Genomic DNA, 22716 nt, shown 5'->3' on the forward strand with positions numbered 1-22716 from the left:
CCTGTTACACTGGTATCACTGCACAGGCAGACTGGAGGGAGTCACTTGAGAGCTTTACGACAGATTCATGTTGAAATTGGCGGGTGGTCTCGCAATATTCAACTGTTCTTTCTGGCAAGTCTGCTGTATCAGATCGGAAACGGCATGTTCTCGGTTCTTTATAATCTGTACATTCAAGGCTTAGGTTACGATGACACCATGAATGGTCAAATTGTCAGTATCCAATCTCTTGCTACAGCAATCATGTTCATTCCTATTGGATTTGGCGGTGACAAGTTCAGCCGCAAAAAATTGTTGATTATCGGGGCACTATTCAGCGGTGCTTTTCTGATCGGACGATCCTTCGATTATGCCGCCAGCGGGTTGATCTGGTTTGCTGTATTTTCTGGGCTGTTTGCTGGTGTTTTTCAGGTACTCGCTATTCCTTATCTCGCAGAGAACGTCAAAAAAAGTCAGCGTCTCAAAATGTTCAGCTATTATTCCTCTTTGGTGCTCGCATCTCAGGTTCTGGGCAGTCTGGGCGGAGGCGTGCTTGCAGACGTGCTTCACTCTGCCGGCATGGCCAAAGTCACCGGATTGCAGACGGTCCTATTTATGGGTGGAGCTGCGACACTAGCCGCATTCATTCCGTTGCTTTTTGTAACCGAGAATCAGAAATCTAGTACAGATCTAAATACGAAACAACTTCAGCCTGGCCAACAATCTGTTCAGGGGGCTGAAGCGGAGCTTACTCGTGCTGTGATAACACCATTACCCGTTGATGATGACACACGTATTAAAAAAAGAGATACCAAACTGATTGCTCAGTTCATTGTGACACAGTTGCTAATCGGATTAGGATCAGGACTCGTTGTGCCTTATCTGAATTTGTATTTTACGAATCGCTTCGCCGTATCATTAAGCGGCATGAGCATCCTGATTGCACTCGGTCAGATCATGACCATTGTGTCCATGCTGATTGGCCCAACGTTAGCTGCCAAAGTTGGCAGTGTACGAGCTGTAGTTATTTTTCAAGTATTATCGCTACCCTTCCTGTTATTTACAGGTTTCACCAACCTGCTTTTCATTGCATCTGTCAGCTTTTTGTTCAGGCAAGCGCTGATGAATGCGGCTAATCCAATTCATTCCGCCATATTAGTGGACCGGATCTCGGATAAACGCCGCGGGATCGCCAACTCCATGATGCAAACTTCGTTTATGATTGGTTGGGCCACGATGGGGCCCGTGCAGTCATATCTGGTTACTACCTATGGAACCTATTGGGGATACGCGATTACGTTCAGCATTACAGGCTGTCTTTATGTCATCTCTTCCCTGATGTACTTCTTCATGTTTAGAGAGCCAAAGCCCTCTGTTACTGTTCTTGCAGACAGATCGTAACCATAAACAACTAAAAAAAGAGTATCCTCATGCTGTAGCACTCACGGGATACTCTCTTTTTTTGGATTATTTCTCCTTGATTACCTACCAATATTTTGGATTATACATAAGAACGACTATACCCACCGTGACTACCGTTGCTAGAACTACAAAAGTGTAATATCTCGGTTTATTTTTTGGACTTGGAGCTTGCTCATCATAATGATCGGAGTTGCGGCGATATGAACCCATCCACAGATCGCTCATCATATGGCCAACCACTTTCACTAGACGTTTGATCCAATCCATTATTAATCCTCCTTCCACAATCAATATTATTCCATATTAAGTATAATTAACCTTCTATAATCAAACAAGTCTTTCATCTTAGGCCCGGTGCTGTCTGCCGTTCCAACTGTGTCAAAATATGAAAGGCTTCCTGATTGTTGCTGCCGCACATCGCTTCCTCAGCCTGCAATCCACTACATACTGCCGGGCGGCTGGCCTGACCGAATATACCGCAGCGATTATCGTCCGTCAGTTGGATGCATCGCATTCCCGCAGGTTTGCCTTCAGGCATGCCGGGAATCGGTGATGATATGGATATGGCAATACAACATGCGGCACATCCCGTCCTGCATTCCATGATGTTTCCTCCTTCATCTGCTTCATATAGCATTCTGTTACCTTGAGCGATTTACCCATGTCCATGTTCGCGCTAACCCTTGGGCGATTCTGCGGTTCATGTGCTCACTGGTAAAATATCCTCCGTGGCTCAGTGGATTCCAGCTTGTAGCTGGTCCACCGACACGCACCTCAATATCCTCCTTCACAGCGACCGCATATGCCGGGTCAATGGGACGTAATGGATAACCTAATATATCGTTGCTTTCATAAAAATTAACCCACTCCCCTTCCAGATGTGGAAAGTAATGCGTGGCCTGCGGCGCAGGCACCCGAATGGGACGGCTGAAATTATCGTAGCGCAGACTCCATAGCGGCAATGTTGTGCCAAAAGAGTAAAAATTGGTCAGCGTATCTCCCCGCTCCAAAGCCGAATTCACATCCACTATTTCCGGTATTCGGTTGGATGACGGATACTGCAGATCATAGAAAAAGTTGCTTGCAATGACAGCTCCGAGACTATGAGCGACGACACAAAGCGGCGCTTCCGGCCCATTGCGCTGTGCGAGAACGTGCATGGCCTGATTCAGCGTCCGGTGCACGGCATCATAATGATGTCCTTGGTTCTCTACAGGTTGATAAGCCACCGCATCGGCGAGATAATGAATGACAAAACGGCGCAATGCCTGATAGTGCAGTCCTGGTGAACGAACCAACTGTTGAAACAAAGCCTCTTCCCGCTCCTCGAACACGTCCGCCCAGAAGACAGGTTCAATATCCAGCATCTGTTTCGCGGCGCCTGGCAGCACCATGACACGTTCCATTTCTTTGCTCAAGCAAGCGATCAGCTTGTCAGCATAATCCTCTTTTTGCATACCCAGTCCATGAATGACCATCACCGCTACCCGAGTCATGGCTTTCCTCCTTATCATTTGACTAGGAACACGCCTTGTACACCCACTGTATGAACTGCTTTTTCTCCGTATGACTGACATTCAACTGAAGCGCCAAACGAGTGCACTTCGACTCATTATCAAAAATTGTAATTACTTGATGGCATAACTATTTTATCATGATGACTATAGAAAATCACACCTGTAAACGCCAAAAGAAGCTGCAGGTTTCACAGCTCCTTTTGACTACTACCAGATATGAATTTATCCTTTCAGATGAATCCTTAGAACGCCGCTCTGACTTGAAGTGACATCTCCTGTCACCGTTTCAACCCGTTCAACCATATCCTGACCATCCGGGATAATAATAGGCGTAATGAGTGAATAACCGGCATTTTCGATAACGTTACGGTCAAATTCAAGCAGCTTCTCTCCGGCTCTCACGCGATCACCCGTGTCTACATACATAGAGAAACCTTCTCCTTTAAGGGATACCGTATTAATGCCGACATGAATCAACACTTGAAGTCCGCTCGCGTGTTCCAATATAACCGCATGTTTGCTTTTAATGACATGTGCCACTTTTGCGTCAAATGGGGCAACCACTTGATTCCCCGAAGGTTCGATTGCGATGCCTTCACCCATTTGTTTCTCGGCAAACGCCGGGTCAGGAACTTGCTCCAGCGGTACCGCTTTACCCGTCAATGGCGCCATGACTTCGAGTGTTTTTGATGATGCATTTCCAGGCTTCGCTGTACTACGATTACGCTCAGCCATCTCTGTTCCTGCTCCTGTCTCGGCAGATGTGATCCCTGAAGCGGACTCTCCGTTCGCCATGAGTCGATCTTCTTTTCTCAACTTCGCCCGTCCAAACACAACGGTCAACAGGAACGGCACCACCAGAACGATAGCCATACCGATAAAGAACACACCCCATTTATCCGGGAAAATGGACAGGAATCCAGGCACACCGCCTACACCGATGGACGTGGCCTGAACATTATTCATCGTAAGCAGTACACCACCAATGGCGGAACCGACCATACCGAAGATAAAAGGATAACGATAACGAATATTCACACCAAAGATGGCTGGCTCGGTCACTCCGAGGAAAGCAGATACGGATGAGGTCGCCGCAAGCCCTCTCATTTTCTTCTCACGTAACACAAGCATCATCGCAAGTGCCGCCGAACCCTGCGCAATATTGGACAAAGCCAGCATCGGCCACAAGAAGGTGCCACCTTGGCTACCAATTAGCTGTACGTCTACGGCAAGGAACGTATGGTGCATACCTGTAATAACGAGTAACGCATACAGACCACCGTAGATCAGACCACCCAGCGCAGCATACGAATCATAGACGTAAATCAAACCGGATGTGATGGCGTTTGCAATTGCAAATGTAACCGGTCCAATAATCGTAAATGCCAGAAATCCGGTAACCAGCAATGTCACAGGAGCTACGACCAGCAATTTGATGGAATCATGCACCCTTTTATTCAGGAAAATTTCCATCTTGGCAAGTAGATACGCCGATACCAATACGGGTAATACCTGACCCTGATAACCGATCTTCTCAATCTCCCAGCCAAACAGATTCCAGGTCGGAACCGTGCCTTTGTTTACCGCATCAGCGTAACCATATGCACTCAGCAGATCGGGATGTACCAGAATCAGACCCAGCACAATCCCGAGCAACGGACTGCCGCCGAATCGGGTCACCGCTGACCAACCGATCAAAGCGGGAAGGAATGTAAACGCAGTGCTTGCTATGGTGTTAATGATGGAGGCAAGGTCTTTCCATGCCGGGTACACATCCACTAATGATTTTCCATCAAAGAAAATACCAGGACCTGTCAAAATGTTGTTAATCCCGAGTAGTAGACCTGCTGTAATAATTGCTGGCAAGATCGGAATGAAAATGTCCGAGAGCGTTTTGATGGCACGTTGCAACGGATTTTGCTTTTTGCCCGCGGCTGCCTTCACATCATCTTTGGAAGACCGTTCGCCTCCGGTAATCTGAATCATCTCTTCATATACTTTATCCACCAGACCTGGACCGATGACGACCTGGAATTGACCTTGGGAGGAGAACTGCCCTTTGACCAGATCATTCTGATCGAGAAGCTCTGTATCCACTTTGTCCTCATCATATAGAGCAAACCGTAGCCGTGTCACACAGTGTGTCGCCGCTTCAATATTGTCTTTGCCGCCGACCGCCCGGACGATCTCTTCGACCTGTTTTTTATCGATTGCCATAGTGTCACTTCCTATTTATAAAATGGACTTCATTCTGTTACTGCTGGATTAACCACATATAAGAAGCATACGGACTGAGCGTGATTTGCTGCTTCAGCTCAGGTTTTGCATCGGTATTACTGACAAGTAGTTCAGGTGATTTACCTGCAATATGATTGTTCCAGACCGCTTCAGGAACTTGAAATGCTGTATCCTGTTTGCGGAAGTTGGACACTACGATTAATGTCTCATTGCCGTTGGTGCGTGCATATGCAAATACTTCAGGGTGGGCATCATCCAACCGTTCATACAAACCGTCAGTCAGTACATTCACCTCTTTACGCAGAGCGATCAGCTTCCGGTAATGATGATAGATGGAATCCGGATCAGCCATCTGCTCTTCCACATGAATGGACGGATATCTCTCATCCACCTTGAGCCAAGGTGTTCCGGTTGTGAATCCAGCATTAGCCGAACCGTCCCACTGCATCGGTGTTCGGGAATTATCCCGGGAACGCTCCTTCACAATCCGGAAAGCTTCTGCGGCTGTTTTGCCCCGCTCTTCCTGCAACAGACGATACATATTTGTGGACTCAATGTCGCGGAACTCGCTGATGTCATTCCAAACAGGGTTAGGCATACCAATCTCTTCGCCCTGATAGACATAAGGCGTTCCTTGTAATCCATGTAAAGTCGTCGCCAGCATTTTGGCACTCTCCACGCGATAATCCCCATCATCCGCAAAACGGGATAACGCACGCGGTTGATCATGGTTGTTCAGGAACAGTGCATTCCATCCGCCACCAGCCTGCATTCCGGTCTGCCACTCACTGAACAGTTGCTTTAAGGATTCAAAATCGTATGGCATGAGCTCCCATTTCTGCCCATCCGGATAATCCACTTTCAAGTGATGGAAGTTAAAGGTCATCGAGAATTCTCTGGAAGCCGGATTGGAATAACGAATACAGTGCTCAAGCGTAGTCGAGGACATCTCCCCTACCGTCACCATGTTATAGGGTCCAAATACCTCATCGTACATTTCTGTAATATATTCGTGCACACGCGGCCCATCCGTGTAATACTTGCGTCCATCGCCCGGTGACACGCTACCATCGTCGTCCGGGAAACGCTGGTCTTTGGAGATGAGGTTAATGACGTCCATCCGGAATCCATCGACTCCTTTTTCAGCCCAGAACTTGATCATATCGCGCACAGCCTTGCGCACTTCTTCGTTCTCCCAGTTCAAATCTGCCTGCGTTCGATCAAACAACGTTAGATAATATTGTCCGGTCTGCTCATCATACTGCCAGGCTGGCCCGCCAAATTTGGATTGCCAGTTGTTGGGTACACCGCCGTCCGGCGCGGGGTCTCTCCAAATGTAATAATCCCGATAAGGATTGTCCTTCGATGAGCGAGACTGTTTGAACCATTCATGATCGGTTGAGGAGTGATTCACTACAATGTCAATCATCAGCTTCATATCACGCGCTTTCAACTCGGCAAGCAATTCATCGAAATCCTCCATTGTTCCAAAGTCAGGGTTAATGCGGTAATAGTCTGCTACGTCATACCCGTTATCCCGCTGCGGGGATACGTATACGGGTTGCAACCAAACAATGTCGATCCCCAAGTGCCGCAAATAATCCAGCTTCTCGGTTAACCCCCGAATGTCGCCCGTTCCCGATCCAGTTGTATCATTGAAACTCTTCGGATATACCTGATATACCGTTGATTTCTTCCACCACGTGGACGGCTCCTTATGATTTGCACTCATGTTAACGCCTCCAATATGTTGTATTGCCCTGATCTAACCCACCTGTTAGCTTCTTCATCTATATTACATAAGTAAACATGTATATACAAGTTGAAACGGAAATTTGGTTGATGTACCTCTTCTACAACTTCCCCATAAATAGTTACTCTGTAACAACTATTTTCGAACTCACGTTTCGTAAATCCACTGATAGCAGTCTTTATTCAGAAAATATTGACAAGAATGAGAACGCAAAAAAGACGATACGGATCAACTCCGCTTCGTCTTTTTGTTTGAATATGTGAACATCGTTACAGTGAAATGGACTCACCAGGGGCCAGCACACGACCCTCTAATCCTTTGGAAGCCAGTTGCTCTACAAAATGCTCCGCATCCTGACGAATCGCAGGGAAGGTATCGTAATGAACGGGAATCGTCAATTTGGCGTTAAACCATTCCGCTGCCTGCAATGCATCTTCAGGCCCCATCGTATAATGTCCACCAATAGGCAGGAATGCAACATCGATTTGATGCCGATCCCCAATCATTTTCATATCGCCGAACAAGCTTGTGTCGCCAGCATGTAGAACCGTTTTACCACCGATATCTATGATATATCCGGCAGGCAAACCTGCATACATAATCCGCTGTTCCTCTTCCAGTACAATACCGGAAGTATGGAATGCCTGAATCATTTTCGCTTTGGCAAATTCAAGATCCACCGTACCGCCCATATTCATGCCAAGAGTATCAAGCCCCTTCCACGACATATATGTAGCCAATTCCACAATCGCCACCACTTTGGCATTGTTGGCTTTGGCAATCGGTTCCGCATCCAGAATGTGATCCATGTGCGCATGTGTCAACAGGACAACATCCGTCTTGATGTCCTCTGGTTTGGTTACCGCTAACTCATTGCCACGCAAAAACGGATCAATCATGAGTGATTTATTTTCTGTGCCCAGTTGTACACTGGAGTGTCCGTGGTACGTAATATTCAACAATTCATATTCCTCCTGACTTTAATATAAGTTGTCCTCTCCGTTGCTGTGTGAACCAAAAACTCAACTTATATTTTTAGATTATTATAATTCAGAAAGCTTTGCGAGCGCAAAACTGTCATCCTTGTTACGTTCGACAGCTAGTTATGCATATTACTCGCCGCTTGTACGCTTTTTGCAATACACCCTTGCTTCATACGGCTGGAGCAAGATAGCTCCTTCATCCGTAGAATAACGTCTGCTCACGTTGCCGATCATTAATTTGCAGTCTTCTGCATTCCAGCCTTCCGGCCATGTCATCTCTGGCTCATTCGCACTGAAATTCATTACAATTAACCACTGCTCATCATCCAGTGTACGTGTATATGCATAAATCTCCGGGTCATCTGGCAAAAGCAGTTCATACGCGCCATAGATTAACACATGATTTTGCTTACGCAATGTGATTAATTTACGATAATAATGCAGAATGGAATGTGGGTCCGTCTCCGCATCCGCCACATTGATGTCCTTATAATTGCTGTTCACTTCAATCCAAGGATTACCTGCCGTAAAACCGGCATGCTCGGATTCATCCCATTGCATCGGTGTTCGTGCATTATCCCGGCTTTTCAGCCAGATCGCCTCCATCACCTCATGCTTGGATTTCCCTTGGCCTATATAGTGATTGTAATAATTTTTAGTTTCGATGTCCCGGTATTGGTCAATGTCAGGGAACGCTACGTTGGTCATGCCAATCTCTTCTCCCTGATAGATATACGGCGTGCCTTCCAGCGTTAACATCCAGGTTGCCAGCATCTGTGCAGAACGAACTCTGTATTTACCGTCATCTCCAAAACGCGAAACCGGGCGCGGCTGATCATGATTGCCCATATAGTTGGCGTTCCAGCCCCGGCCGTGCAGCACCGTTTGCCAGCGGCTCATGATTTCTTTTAGCTCTGTCAGCTTCCACGGTTTGTAATTCCATTTCCCTATACCAGAGGACTCAGCATCCACAAACATGTGCTCAAACTGAAACACCATATTCAATTCATCCCGATCCGTACCTACATAAGCTAGAGCCTGCTCAGGCCCAAGCCCAGAGGTTTCACCCACCGTCATCGGGCCGTATGGCTTCAGTATCATCTGATTCAACTTGCGGAGGATGGAATGTACCTGCTCCAGATTGGAAAACAGCTCATATGCCTGCACCACAGGCAGGTTGTTCGGATTATGTGCATTTGGCAAGCCATCGGCTTTGGCAATATGGGCAACTGCGTCAAAGCGGAAGCCATCCACCCCTTTTTCCAGCCACCAATGCACCATTTCGTACATTTCTTCAGCCATCTCCGGATTATTCCAGTTCAGATCGGGTTGATGCTCAGAGTATAGATGCATGTAATATTCGTTCGTTTCCGGATCATGCTTCCATACCGAACCCCCGAAATAAGACTCCCAGTTGTTCGGCACCTGCCCGTTTTTACCGGAACGCCAGATGTAATAGTCGCGTCTTGCATTGGTTTTGGAAGAACGGGACTCCGCAAACCAGGCATGTTCATCCGAAGTATGATTTAGCACAAGATCCATCATGACTTTGAGTCCACGCTTATGCGCTTCGGCAAGTAGCCGGTCAAAGTCCTCCATCGTGCCGTATTTTCGTAAAATCGCGTAGTAATCTCGGATATCATATCCGTTATCATGACCTGGGGAATCATAGATAGGACACAGCCAGATGACGTCTACGCCGAGCTTTTGCAAATAATCAAGCTTTTCATAGATCCCCTGCAAATCGCCATATCCATCTCCGTCGCTGTCCTTGAAGCTACTTGGATAAATCTGATATACCACACTTTCCTTCCACCAAACGATAACACCCACCTCGCTTTCTTCTCTTGTGAAGCAATTCACCCGTTAATATGTTTTATCCGAAAAGAAACCCTTATAAACACCTGAACTCAGGTTTTATACAAAAAGACAAAAGACCCGAAACCGCAATCGCAGCACGCGATCAGCTTCGAGTCTTTCTTGACCTTCTTTTCCCGCCAAATAAGCAGTAAGGTCTATTTTATCGGGATGTAGATCTTCATGTCTAACCGCTCAGGTGTTGATTTCCACACATCGGTCACTTCAAAGTCCGGCCCCTCCCGGCGCTCATACTTGGAAGCTGGCAGCCAGCTTCCGTAGATCATTTTGCGCACATCCTGCTCTGAGCCTTCGGTTGTAAACTCGGCATACAGCCCGCCTGGAATCTCCAGACAGGTATATCCGGGTTCTAAGGAATCACCGCTTCCTGAGCTCTCTTCGCCAACGATAAAAGAAAATGCCCCATCCTCCTGAAAATGAGCCGCAACACCATACGCCATATCGAGGCGAATTCGCTCTGGAATGTTCATAAACTTCTGCTCACGCCCAAATTCATGATAGAATCCGGGAATCTCTGTATAATGTTGCTCTGAATTCAGGTTGGTCTTATATTCATATCCAATGATCCGGATCGGCTCCAGTGTCACCATACGTGGCGGATTCATATGGAACGCGGTGCCAAGCTGTAAACGATATTCATTAAAATCAATACGTTGTTGCATGAATTCCTCTGTTAAAGCCTTCTGCTCCAGCTTGCGAAACCGCGCCGGTGTGATACCAAAGTGCGTATCGAAAGCGCGGGTAAAGGCTTCCTGCGAATGATAACCATAGCTAAGCGCAATCTCAAGTACACCCTGCGCCGTGTTTCTCAAAGTCGAAGCAGCCTCCGTTAGTCTTCGTCTGCGCAAGTATTCCAGAACAGTAAAACCTGTAATTGCCTGAAACAAACGTTGAAAATGAAATGCCGAAAAACTGGCCGCCGCCGATACATCCTTCATGTTGAAAGGCTCCTGCAGATGCTTCTCCAGATGCTCGATGGCAAGCTGAATACGTGCATAGTGATCCATATGTCCCGTCTCCTATTCATTTGCGTGATATGTAGTCTACGTTGTCTTCCGTGCTGGTTTGTTGCTTCCCTAAGTATGACTGAAATGCCCCAGCATTTTTTGATGCTGAATGCGAACTTAGGGTATTCATAACAAAAATCTCTTGTTCCTGTCCGCAGCCCTGCAGCGAACTTCCCACTGCCAGGCGCAGACATCAAACAAGAGAGCGTGAACTTCCGTTTGTAAAGCTAATTTATCAGTTCTATTTTTTTAAACATGCTTCTTCTTTACACTAACCATTCCAGTGCCCGGACACAGGATGAATACCCCATATATCGGTTGCATACTCACTGATTGTCCGGTCACTGGAGAAAATACCTGAATGAGCTGTGTTAAGCACAGCCTTGCGAGTCCAATCCGAAATATCACGATATGCTTGATCAATCGCTACATGTGCGTCAGCATACGCTGCAAAATCCCGTAATACAAAATATTCATCCCCATGTGCGAGCAAAGAGTCATAAATATCCCAGAACTCCCCATCCCGATAACAGAATGCCCCCGGATGCACCAATTGCTCCACGACTTCACGAATACGTTCATCCTGATCCACGATTTCGTTCGGACGGTAGTTACCGTTCCGATAATATTCCAGCACTTCGTCGGCACGCAAGCCATAGATGAACATATTCTCTTCACCGACCTGCTCTGCCATCTCCACGTTTGCCCCATCCATCGTGCCAATCGTCAGTGCGCCATTCATCATAAATTTCATATTACCTGTACCCGAGGCTTCTTTTCCCGCTGTCGAGATCTGTTCACTGACATCTGCCGCAGGGATAATTTTCTCGGCAAGCGAGACAGAATAGTTCTCCAGGAAAAAGACCTTCAACCGGTCATTTACCGCTGCATCGCGATTCACGGTATCTGACACCGTATTGATCAGTTTGATGATCTTCTTGGCAAAATAATAACTTGGCGCGGCCTTTGCTCCAAAAATAAACGTACGCGGCACCATATCAAACGACGCATCGCTTTTCAACTTGTTATACAGATGCATTACATGCAGAATGTTCAGGAGCTGTCTTTTGTACCCATGCAGCCTTTTCACCTGCACGTCAAACACGGAATCCGGGTCAACGGGTACACCCGTGTGATCCAGGATGTAGGACGCCAGACGGTTTTTGTTATCTCGTTTGATTGCACGAAATTGCTCCTGGAACGCGGATTGATCGGCGTAATCAGCCAGTTGCTCCAGTTTGCCTGGTTCCGTGACCCATTCATTGCCGATCGTCTCTGTAATAAGATTCGACAGCTTCGGGTTGGCGTGCATTAACCAGCGACGGTGTGTAATACCATTGGTTTTATTGTTAAAACGTTCAGGGTACAGGGCATAAAACGGCGCCATCTCCCGCTCTTTCAAAATCTCGGTGTGCAGTGCAGCCACACCATTGACACTATGACTGCCTACGATGGCAAGGTGTGCCATGCGAACTTGATCATTCGCAATAATTGCCATGTGCTCGATACGTTCGCCATCACCCGGATAACGATCCAAGAGCAACCCGCAGAAACGTTTATTAATCTCTTCAATAATCATATAAATACGTGGCAGTAGCTTGCTGACCATGGATACAGGCCATTTTTCCAGAGCTTCGCTTAGTGTCGTGTGATTGGTATAAGATACCGTGCGGGTAGTAATATCCCACGCTTCATCCCAGCCGTAGCCTTTATCATCCATTAGAATTCGCATCAGTTCGGGAATAACCAGCGTAGGATGGGTGTCATTGATATGAAAGGCCACTTTGTCCGGCAGGCGGTCATAAGACAGTCCCAGCTTGCTAAATGTACGCAGCGCACTCTGCACTCCTGCGGAACACATAAAATACTGCTGTTTCAAACGTAGCAACTTGCCTTCGTATTGGGAATCATCCGGGTACAGGAATTCCGAGATCGACTCCACGGAACGGCTGTAATCCAGGTATCCGTAATAGTTCGACGGGGTGTCCAATGACGTCTCCCGTTTCGGCTCTGCACTCCATAACCGTAATGTGTTCACATGGGACTGGCCATAACCGATAACGGGCACATCATACGGTACGGCAACAACCGATTCAGCATCCTTTGTCACAAAATGGTAATGTCCATCCTGCTCATAGGCTTCAACTCGGCCCCAGAACTGAACCTCCACCTTTTTGTCTGGACGGCGAACTTCCCATTCATTGCCCTTATCCAGCCAGTTATCAGGCAATTCGACCTGATTACCATTAATAATTTTTTGCTCGAACAGACCGTATTTATAGCGGATACCACATCCATGTCCCGCATAGCCAAGTGAGGCCAAGGAGTCCAGGAAACAGGCAGCAAGCCTTCCGAGTCCTCCATTGCCTAGCCCTGCATCTGCTTCCTGTTCCTCAATACATTCCAGTGAAAAGCCAAGTTCCGCCAAACTGTCACGAACCAGTTCCAGCTCATTTACGTTCAGCAGATTGTTACCAAGCAGACGTCCAATCAGAAACTCCAGCGAGAAGTAATACACCTGTTTATCCTGACGCTGCTTGAATCCCTGATTCGAGGCTGCCCAGTCCTGACCCACATATTCCCGAATCATACTGCCGAGCACATGGTACACATCTTCCTTGGTAGCTTCTTCAATTGGTTTGCCCAGTTTGCTGACGAGATTCCGTTGAAAGATTGATTTGAACGTTTCTTTGTTGTCAAACAAAAGTAGGTTCCTCCCGGTGAAATCCTGCGGGTGAGGACGGTTCGTGATTTAAAGTAATCAGGCCTCTCTGCTAAGTGACCGTTTCGGTCACGAATCATTCTTTCGATCGCTGTTGTCTCTTCCATTTCCTGATCACCTTTCACAAGGTAGAAATGGAGAGACAAAGGCGAGCGCTTCGCTTCTCCAGAATTGATTTCGTGCCCTGCACTACGCTGCACGTTAGTGAGAACGCGAACCCTGAGTTACTTCTAGTGCACACAAACCTGAAAACTTACCCGTAGGATTTTATTTTTTTATATATAGTTATGGATGATATCGGATAGATTTCGGTTTTAAATAATAGTGCTTTTGGCTAAAATATACGGGTTCGACGGGGCACCGATTAACGTCTGCCCGCCGGTCAGCTTCACATCTTTATCCAGAATGACATTCTCCAGCACAGTCCCCTCGCCAATGTAACATTTCTGCATAATGATCGAACCCTTAATCTTCGCCCCCTTAGCCACATGCACACCCCGGAACAGGATGCTGTCCTTCACTTCACCGCCTACGATGCAGCCATTGGCAAGCAAGGAATGTTTGACATCCGCTGATTCCAGATATTTGGCGGGGGCTTCGTATTTGATTTTGGTTTGCACGGGATCTTCTTTGAACAACTGTTCATATTGTCCTGTATTCAGCAGATCCATGCTATTACGGTAATAGCTGTCAATCGAGTTAATTACGGCATGATATCCTTCGTAGGCATAAGCCGCAATCTTCAATCCACTCGGATTTTTCAGGATGGCGTCACGGAAGAAATGAGTCTCCCCATGTTCAATGCAGCGCTGCACCTGTTTAAGGAAAAGTTCTTTTTCCATGATGAAAATCTCCGTATATATATTCGTGTGGTCAGCACATTGGTGAATGTCCACCACATTGCCATCTTCATCATGATCAACCTTGACGCAGGATTCATGCTCAGGCAACACACGGTCTACTTTTTTGCAAACAAGCGTGACGTCTGCTCCTTTACGGATATGATACTGATAGACATCCTGAAGATCGGCTTTGGTCACATGGCGGCTGCCTGCGTGCACAACGTATTGCCCGGCGCCTCTGTGGAAGAAATCCAGATTGTTGTGAAAATGTTGCAAATCTCCCTGCGACGTGTCCGTTGGATCGTTCCAATCCGGAGGAAGAATAAACATGCCCCCATGTTTGCGGTCCAAATCCCAAGGCTTACCGTCACCCAGATGATCCATCAGCGAACGGTATTTGCGGCGAACAAAGACACCAATGCTCTCAATACCCGCATTCATCATGTTAGATAGGACAAAATCAATCAGACGATAACGCCCGGCATAAGGTACCGCGGCTCCGCAGCGAAAGTACGTCAATTCCTTCAATTCTTCCAGTTCATGGTCAAGGTTAATAACTCCAATTAGTGATTTCATGCCGCGCACCGTCCTTTGCCAACATTTTGGTCAATCAATTTGCTATGCCTTGACGCAATTGTCTTTCCAATTCTTCCTGATCTACCAGTAAGATGTCACTCTCGTCTCCAGGCGCGGGGGCAATCTGGGTTCCATCCGGAATGACTAAGCCTTCGGCGATAATGGCGTTGTGAATGGACACATTACGGCCAATTTTGACCCGAGGCATAACAACGGAATCGATTACTGCACTGTTCTCTCCCACCTCAGTTCCATAGAACAGGACGGAATGATTCACCTCACCGTGCACGATGCTGCCCTCACTGATGATGCAATTGCGCACCTTGGCGGCAGGCGATATATATTGAGCAGGCTGGTTCGGGTTGCGCGTGAAAATGCGCCAGTTGGGATCATTCAGATTCAGCGGTGTCTCCTCGTCCAGCAGATCCATATTGGATTCCCACAGACTGCGAATGGTTCCAACGTCTTTCCAGTATCCTTGGAACGGGTAAGCAACTAAAGATTTATCATTTTCAAGCAACAACGGAATGATGTCTTTACCAAAATCGTAGGAGGTGGATGCCTGCTGTTCGTCCTGAATCAGGAAACGTTTCAGTACATCCCATTTGAAGAGATAGATGCCCATGGAAGCAAGTGTGCTTCGGGGCTGAGAAGGTTTTTCTTCGAACTCATAAATGCTGTAGTCTTCATACGTATTCAAAATGCCAAAGCGGCTCGCTTCTTCCAGCGGCACGTCAATCACGGAAATGGTGCAATCGGCATCTTTTTCCTTGTGATACTGGAGCATCTTGTCGTAGTCCATCTTATAGATATGATCACCGGATAGAATCAGCACATGTTCGGGATCAAATTGTTCGATAAAGTTCAGGTTACGGTAAATCGCGTCAGCAGTCCCACGATACCAGTTACTTCCATCTTCCCGTTCATGAGGAGGAAGCACATAAACCCCGCCATTTTTACGATCCAGGTCCCAGTCACTGCCAATACCGATGTAGGAATGCAAGACAAGTGGTTCATATTGGGTCAACACACCCACGGTATCAATACCTGAATTCGAGCAATTGCTGAGCGGAAAATCAATAATGCGGTAGGTTCCCCCAAAATAAACAGCGGGTTTTGCCAGTGATTTCGTCAATCCCTTTAATCGTTTCCCCTGCCCTCCGGCGAGCAGCATCGCTACAACCTCTTTTTTTGCCATCATTACAGCCTCCTCCACGTGCATTCATTCTGATTCATTTCAGAGCCCATAATCGATATTCTGTTGTGAAAATACGACTGTCTTGATTAGGAGCATGCTGTACAGATGTGTAACGGAATAAAGACATCATTCATATGTAACCGGACGTCTTTCGTTAGATGATCACTGGAATGTTGATGCGGATCGAATTAATGATCCAGTTTGGTTCGAATTTCTCTTCAAATGCAAATAATGCGACGATGATGGTGTGTTTTAAATCATGTAGATGGTGTTGGTGTTGCAGAGCATGTTGATTGTGTAGAAAATGACTTGGCTTGCATTGTAGACTGTGCTAATGATGGGTAATGAAAAATGAGCTTATTACCCATTAAACAGGAATTCGATCGGGGAATCTTGCGGTAACAGCAAATTTGAAAAAAAATCAGGGCATCGCTGGTTTGAACCTTACGCGCTCCTGTAACGACGCTGTTATTTTAATCTATTCGATAGACACGAATTAAAATCCTCTTGGTAATAATATGGTAAACAGCGGGTGATCTGAACCTTTTATCCTATGGTACTAACAAAGAGGGTCTTATGAATCAGAAATGGGCGATTTTTTTGTAAATTTTTAGAGGAATATAATAGAAATGTGTCGAATAACAAAGGTGGTATGAAAGTAAGATCAAGACATTCAGCAATGAATCGAGAAATTACATACTAATAACTATAAATTATTTGGAGATAACTCTCTATAAAAAGATTGGAGTGGGATATATGACATTTTACAACAGAGTGCAGGAAACTAGAGATATAGTTAAGATTATGGAAGATAAGAAAAGTTGGAACAAGATTATTTTACTTTATAGTCCAAGCGGTGTTGGAAAAAGCGGTCTTGTTCAAAAGTTATTTAATGAAGAATTTAAAGATTATTTATCCTTTAGAGTAAAAGTAAGTCGAAGTTCACCAGATACAATTGAGAATCTATGTTATATAAATAGGCTTTATAAAGAGATATCCGAATTAGCTAAAAATGAAGCCCAATCAATTCCTACCCCAGAAGGCCATGCTCTTAAGAATCTTAAGGGAATAGCCCTATTCTTTTATAATTTTTTGAGAAATAAGGTGGGGATCGAAAATGAGAACAAGCTTTATGAGTCTTCTGAGGATATTGGTATTACCAGAAAAAAAGATTATCTAATTCATGTGTTAAGTACACAAACTTTCTTTATATCCATTGAGAATATACAAAACATAGACACTCAGTCTATTGAAATACTTTCAGATATCTTAAAGAAAGTATCTAATTTAAAATTAATCTTCGAATATACTAGTGAAATTGAAGACTATAAAGATGTTTCGACATCTGTAGTTCGCTTCATGGAACAATTGGATTTAGACAAAAATACTTCATATGAATGTTATGAAATCAAAAAAATGGATTTCAGCGAAGCGAAAAAGCTAATTCCTCCTACAGCCTTAATTACTGACTTAGAAAAGGTTAAGGAAATATACGATAACGGATATGGGAATTTACAAAGAATGAAGCTTCTAACATCAGATATACCAAGTGAAAATAGCCCTATACAGTATTCGCTTGAAAAATTAGATTCCAGCGAGAGATACGTCGTTAATACTGTCTATCTCAATGAAGGTAAAATTGATTCTACTCTCCTTGTGCAACTTCTAACAAATGAACAAGATCAATTTTTACTCTTCACCCAACAAAAAGTTGCTGAAATTTTAAAAAAATTAGAGCAGAAATACATAATTTCTACAATATCAAATGAAATTGAAATTTCCCATGATTCAATTATTTTAGAATTGGAAAGACAGAGCCATAATCCTACATTAGCTGCTGCATATCGTCTCTTGACAAACTATTACAACAAATCAAGAAATGAGATGCGTGACAACAATGTAGCAACTGAGAAATTATTCATGCTGTATCTTAAATTCCATGATGAATCTATCATTGGCATTTTGAAAGAAATTAAAGAAATGATAATACAACAAAAATATCCCCAAAGAATATTATCCAAATTAGTCTACTTACGTGATAAATTATTAGACAAAAATAATCCAAATATTAGAATTAGTGATGAAATCTCACTCGCTTTACTTGAAGTTTCATATCAGATGGAATTAGGACAGTTTGCCGAAGAATCACTAAATATAATTTACAATAAAGCTAATCCTCTTCATAGAGCCTACTATGTAGGCCTAAAGGTATTAAATAATAACAATTCTGAGACTCAAGATGAAGTTCAGCAATTAATTCAAGATGAAGTCCAGGGAAGCCAATGTCGCTTAACAATGGAATTAATGCTACTTTCATCTATGATGGAGACTAAAGGCTTACATGAATCAAAAGTTTTTGCTCTAAAAATGCTCTCAGTAAAAAGTTACGAGAAATATATGGAATATGCATTTCTTTTGAGAAACTATGCTGAACTTGTTGAATCCACAGAAAGCTTAAAATTATATAATAAATGTTTAGATATATTTGATTCCTTTAATCGAAAAGATCTCCAAGCGCAAATATATATATCTATAGCAATGTGCCATTCATATTTAGGAGAACTAGATGCTGCCAAAGAAGATCTCGAAATGGCAGTAGAATTGAGCGAAGGAAAAGTAAAAGAAAATATGATATTAAATAATTATGCAGTAATAGACATGCTCTCGGGAAATTTTACGGAACCAGTTCTAAAGAACTTGAAGGACGCTTTACTCTTAACCTCAAATCCTTATGAAAAAATCATTGTTAAATGTAACCTTCTGGTTTTCTACACAGTAAAAAAGGATTACACAATTGCTCACGAACTATGCAGAGAGATCGAACAATCAGAGTTTGAAAACTACAAATATGAAGAGTTTTTACACATCGTATATTCAAACTTGTCCTTTTATTATCAAGAGATAAATAACCCCAACCAACTAATTTACTCCAAAGAAATAAGTGAATTGCAATCTGTGAGAGCGGAAAATTTGAACCCATATGTTACTCCAAATACACCCTATCGTCTTGATTTTTTAGGGTATTGGAATATTGAAGTTAGCAGAGATTTGCAGCATTAATGATTAGTGACTCAAACATCTCCTCAAACAATAAGTTATTTTGTGCAAAAACATGATAAAAAGCACAGTCTTTACCCAGAAAACAATCTGGAGATAATTCAATAAGATAAAACTCATCATTACTAATGCGGCCATCAACACGCATAAACTCAATTTTATCGAAAGACTTGAACAATGTGATCATTTTTTCTTTCACACTAGTTGGTATCAAATTACTAGTTAGAAAATCAACAGAAGAATCATCAATTTTCTTAGTTTCATATCCCCAAATTTCTCGTTTAAAAAATGTTGTTTCATCAATTTTTAACTGTGCTTCTCCTGAAAGAATAATCTTGTTTTTGTTTCCGAAAATTGAGTATTCGACTTCATATCCTTCAATATATTCTTCAACTATAATTGGAATATTATGAAAAACAAAAAGTTTATTTATTAAATCTTCAGCCTCGTTATATGAATAGACCAAATTATTATTTGAAATGCCAGTCGACCCACCTCCATAATTTGGTTTTATTACAAGAGGAAGATTCAAAGTAGGGAGATATTCAAGAATTCTATCATTAAGTTTACGAACTAGAAAACCTTTAGGGACAGAAATCCCAAATTCTTTCGCATATAATTTTGATAAATGTTTATCATTGCATAATGAATGTGTGAAAGAATCTCCTCCCACGTATTTTAAGTTGTTAGCTTCACAAATGGCTGGTAAAAGGCTTTTAGAGTTGGGAGAGTTCTCACCGAATCTCATGGGGAATATAATATCATCCTTATGTTGAGGAATATTCGTTGTAAATAGTTCTAGATCAGTGTAATGAATAACTTTCTTGCATATTTTATTGAGGGCGTCGATTATGCTTTCCGTTGAAGAAGCATTATTTCCTTCAAGGTCTTTTCTAGACAAGTCTGCAAAGTTATATTCTTTTTTTTCATCTGTGATAAGAACTATGTTATGATCAATCACTACAAAACCTCCAAATAATTTATAGTTATTTGGAGGTTTTTCTCTACACTTTTAAGTTATTTCTTGGATTAAACCTCGACAGTACATCCTTCTTTCGTTCCACAGAGACTTCGGTATAGATTTGTGTCGTGCTTACATTGGTATGTCCAAGAATCTCCTGTACCGATCGCAGATCTGCACCATTATTTAGCAAATGAGTAGCAAAACTATGGCGAAGATAATGCGGAGTTGAATTTTTACTTACTTTTGACATATCTCTAAATTTCGAAAAAATGTCCTCTATAGAATATATGGAGAGCCTATGGCCGTATTTATTAAGAAAAAGAGCGTCACTTTGAGGTTCGAAGTTCTCACGAACTTGGAGCCAGCTCTTAATCTTTTGAATAACCTCTTCACTTGAAATATATAAGAGTCGCTCCTTACGCCCTTTCCCAAAGATGAGCACGGTTCTCTCTTCAAGATCAATATGCTCAATATCTATACTAACCAATTCACCAATACGAATCCCGATGACGTATAACAACTCAATAATTGCGGCATTTCGCAGGTTTATCCTCTTTCGAAAAATCGTGTGTAACTGTTTCATATGCTCTTGGGGGGCATTTAACAATTTCTCAATCTCATTGACGGAAAGTGTCTTGGGAATGCGCCTTGCCGTTTTGAATTTCTTCCCGTAACCATCAATGGGTGATTCCTTCAGATTTCCGTTCTGCACGAGATAATTGAAAAATGCTTTAAAACATATGTATTTCCTCTTAATCGTAGAGTCTTTAAGTGTCTGTTCACTCGTTAATTGTTCAAGATATTTGCGCAGATTATCTCTAGTCACTTCGTGTAATACATGCGAATCAAGCCAGATTACAAGTCTATTCAGATCAGATAAATATGCTCTAATGGATTTATGAGAAAGATTGCGTTCTACACTCAAATAGATCTCATACTGTCGCAAATAATGGTTTAGATCAGTTGTGCTGAGTTTCATGATGCCTCCTGAAGTGCATGTCATATGCTGCCAATAGTCCGACCTACATTATTACGCATTAGACTTTATTTGTGAAGATGTCTATAGACACATTGAATACGTATGCATCAAAGAAGCCGGATTTCTCCGGCTCTAACACTGCACTTATCCTATTTTACACTCTAATTCACCCGTATAGCTTACATAAGCTTTCAGATCATATACCACATTGCTTAATACATACTGCCCCTGATTCACAAAAATTTCAATCAAGTTAGGCTCTACAAAGATGTCGAGTTCACAGTTCCCCTGAAGCTCCGGCGTCTGAAATTGAAGATCATATTGATCCAGGCCTCTAAACACCTCTGCCCGATCGGTATGCACTCTTCCGTTTTCCAGCCATATGCGATAACCGCCAATATCCAGAACCTGATGTTCCTGCAACGCAACTTTCAATTGAAATGGCTTGGCATAATTAATCTGCTCGACAGGGATAGGGGTCTTAAAATGTGTCTCCACCTCAGGATGCACTCGGAAATATATCTGTTCGTCCTCGACCTCGATGACTCGTGGCAGGGCCATCATGCCAATCCACGACTTCTCACCCGGATTCTTCACAGGTAGCGGCATTCGCATCCAGGCTACCATAACCCTGCGCCCTGCGGCATCCAGATTCGTCTGAGGCGCATACAAGTCCCCACCATAATCAACCATATTCAATTGATCCGGAATGACGATATCACAGCTTTCTTCTATGAAGGAAACCAGACTGCACATCGCGTGACTTGTATACAACGGTTCCTTTTGAATCCCTTCAGGAGACATCAGTAGTACAGTCTGCTCGGCTCCACTCGAACGATCTGACAACCTGAAAATATCCGGACATTCCCACATATAACCGAGCCCTGGCTTGGTATAGCTGTTCACATACGTCCACTGGAGTAGATCCTCGCTTGAATAAAACAAAAGCTTGCCCTGCTGATCTCTCGTCTTCGTGCCCAAAATCATATAATACCGATCCCGATACTTCCACACTTTAGGATCACGTGTATGCGTGCGATGCCCCAAAACAGAATCGACGATCGGCGGGATGATCTGTTGCTTGGAAGCGAGGTTGTCAAACGTATAACCATCCTCCGAGATCATCAAAGCCTGACTGGACTCGAATTGATCATCCACAATCACATGAACGTTCTCCTCATTGAGCACATCGTATTTGACAGCGGTATAAAATATAAACATTTTGCCCTGCACTTCGAGTGCCGTTCCAGAGAAACACCCATTTTGGTCATACCCTTTGCTTGGATATAGAGCGATAGGATGATGTGTCCATGTGACCAAATCCGGACTGGTCGCATGCCCCCAATGCATCGTGCCCCATTGCAGGCCATACGGGAAGTATTGATAGAATAAGTGGTACTCTCCCCGGTAATAGATAAACCCGTTCGGGTCATTCATCCAGTTGCCAGGTGCTTTTACATGTAATTGATCCTGTTTCATCACGGCCTCCATCAACGATTTAAATAAACCGGAGTCTCCATCATAATATGTAAAGCCAACATCGTTAACTTTTCTCAACGACAGATGTAAGCGTATCCTACAATACATATCTGTTCAAGCCA

Annotated in this window: 16 protein-coding genes; 2 read left to right on the forward strand and 14 right to left on the reverse strand. The window is 43.9% G+C overall.

The genetic code is table 11. From position 1 onward, the window contains the following. The first annotated feature begins 45 nt into the window (after positions 1-45). Positions 46-1380 carry an MFS transporter gene (locus BLQ13_RS13640; protein WP_090920640.1) on the forward strand — a complete coding sequence of 445 codons (1335 nt, stop codon included), beginning with the start codon at positions 46-48 and terminating at the stop codon, positions 1378-1380. An 84-nt stretch (positions 1381-1464) separates the two neighbouring features. Here the strand turns inward: BLQ13_RS13640 and BLQ13_RS13645 are convergent, their stop codons facing one another. From BLQ13_RS13645 to BLQ13_RS13695, 11 genes are all read right to left on the reverse strand, one after another. Beyond that, a complete protein-coding gene (locus BLQ13_RS13645) occupies positions 1465-1668 on the reverse strand; it encodes a hypothetical protein (protein ID WP_090920643.1) in 204 nt (67 codons plus the stop codon). Positions 1669-1741: 73 nt separating this feature from the next. After that, a complete protein-coding gene (locus BLQ13_RS13650; protein ID WP_090920646.1) occupies positions 1742-2005 on the reverse strand; it encodes a YkgJ family cysteine cluster protein in 264 nt (87 codons plus the stop codon). Between the two features lie 37 nt (positions 2006-2042). Continuing rightward, positions 2043-2897: a chemotaxis protein gene (locus BLQ13_RS13655; protein WP_090920648.1), complete on the reverse strand. Its 855-nt coding sequence runs from the start codon at positions 2895-2897 to the stop codon at positions 2043-2045. 243 nt (positions 2898-3140) lie between these two features. Continuing rightward, a complete protein-coding gene (gene treP, locus BLQ13_RS13660; RefSeq protein ID WP_090920651.1) occupies positions 3141-5135 on the reverse strand; it encodes a PTS system trehalose-specific EIIBC component in 1995 nt (664 codons plus the stop codon). 37 nt (positions 5136-5172) lie between these two features. Continuing rightward, positions 5173-6888, reverse strand: coding sequence for an alpha,alpha-phosphotrehalase (gene treC / locus BLQ13_RS13665; RefSeq protein ID WP_090920654.1), 1716 nt, complete (start codon positions 6886-6888; stop codon positions 5173-5175). Positions 6889-7178: 290 nt separating this feature from the next. After that, positions 7179-7871, reverse strand: a complete 693-nt coding sequence (locus BLQ13_RS13670; RefSeq protein ID WP_090920657.1) for a metal-dependent hydrolase — start codon at positions 7869-7871, stop codon at positions 7179-7181. Positions 7872-8021: 150 nt separating this feature from the next. Then, a complete protein-coding gene (locus BLQ13_RS13675; protein ID WP_090920660.1) occupies positions 8022-9725 on the reverse strand; it encodes a glycoside hydrolase family 13 protein in 1704 nt (567 codons plus the stop codon). 182 nt (positions 9726-9907) lie between these two features. Further along, positions 9908-10777 carry an AraC family transcriptional regulator gene (locus BLQ13_RS13680; protein ID WP_090920663.1) on the reverse strand — a complete coding sequence of 290 codons (870 nt, stop codon included), beginning with the start codon at positions 10775-10777 and terminating at the stop codon, positions 9908-9910. 271 nt (positions 10778-11048) lie between these two features. After that, entirely contained in the window at positions 11049-13481 is a 2433-nt protein-coding gene (locus BLQ13_RS13685; protein ID WP_090920665.1) for a glycogen/starch/alpha-glucan phosphorylase, read from the reverse strand. Positions 13482-13813: 332 nt separating this feature from the next. After that, positions 13814-14917 carry a glucose-1-phosphate adenylyltransferase subunit GlgD gene (gene glgD, locus BLQ13_RS13690; protein WP_090920668.1) on the reverse strand — a complete coding sequence of 368 codons (1104 nt, stop codon included), beginning with the start codon at positions 14915-14917 and terminating at the stop codon, positions 13814-13816. A 34-nt stretch (positions 14918-14951) separates the two neighbouring features. Further along, the gene (locus BLQ13_RS13695; RefSeq protein ID WP_090920670.1) at positions 14952-16115 is read right to left on the reverse strand and encodes a glucose-1-phosphate adenylyltransferase; all 1164 of its coding nucleotides are present in this window, start codon (positions 16113-16115) and stop codon (positions 14952-14954) included. 756 nt (positions 16116-16871) lie between these two features. Here BLQ13_RS13695 and BLQ13_RS13700 point away from each other — a divergent pair. Then, positions 16872-19175, forward strand: coding sequence for a tetratricopeptide repeat protein (locus BLQ13_RS13700; RefSeq protein WP_090920673.1), 2304 nt, complete (start codon positions 16872-16874; stop codon positions 19173-19175). Here BLQ13_RS13700 and BLQ13_RS13705 read toward each other — a convergent pair. From BLQ13_RS13705 to BLQ13_RS13715, 3 genes are all read right to left on the reverse strand, one after another. Beyond that, positions 19153-20133: a D-alanine--D-alanine ligase family protein gene (locus BLQ13_RS13705; RefSeq protein ID WP_090920676.1), complete on the reverse strand. Its 981-nt coding sequence runs from the start codon at positions 20131-20133 to the stop codon at positions 19153-19155. The genes BLQ13_RS13700 and BLQ13_RS13705 overlap by 23 nt on opposite strands. 43 nt (positions 20134-20176) lie before the next feature. Next, positions 20177-21115: a tyrosine-type recombinase/integrase gene (locus BLQ13_RS13710; protein ID WP_090920680.1), complete on the reverse strand. Its 939-nt coding sequence runs from the start codon at positions 21113-21115 to the stop codon at positions 20177-20179. Between the two features lie 144 nt (positions 21116-21259). Then, a complete protein-coding gene (locus BLQ13_RS13715; RefSeq protein ID WP_090920683.1) occupies positions 21260-22594 on the reverse strand; it encodes a glycoside hydrolase family 32 protein in 1335 nt (444 codons plus the stop codon). Positions 22595-22716 lie beyond the last annotated feature (122 nt).

Source organism: Paenibacillus polysaccharolyticus, assembly GCF_900102085.1.
Lineage (GTDB): Bacteria > Bacillota > Bacilli > Paenibacillales > Paenibacillaceae > Paenibacillus > Paenibacillus polysaccharolyticus.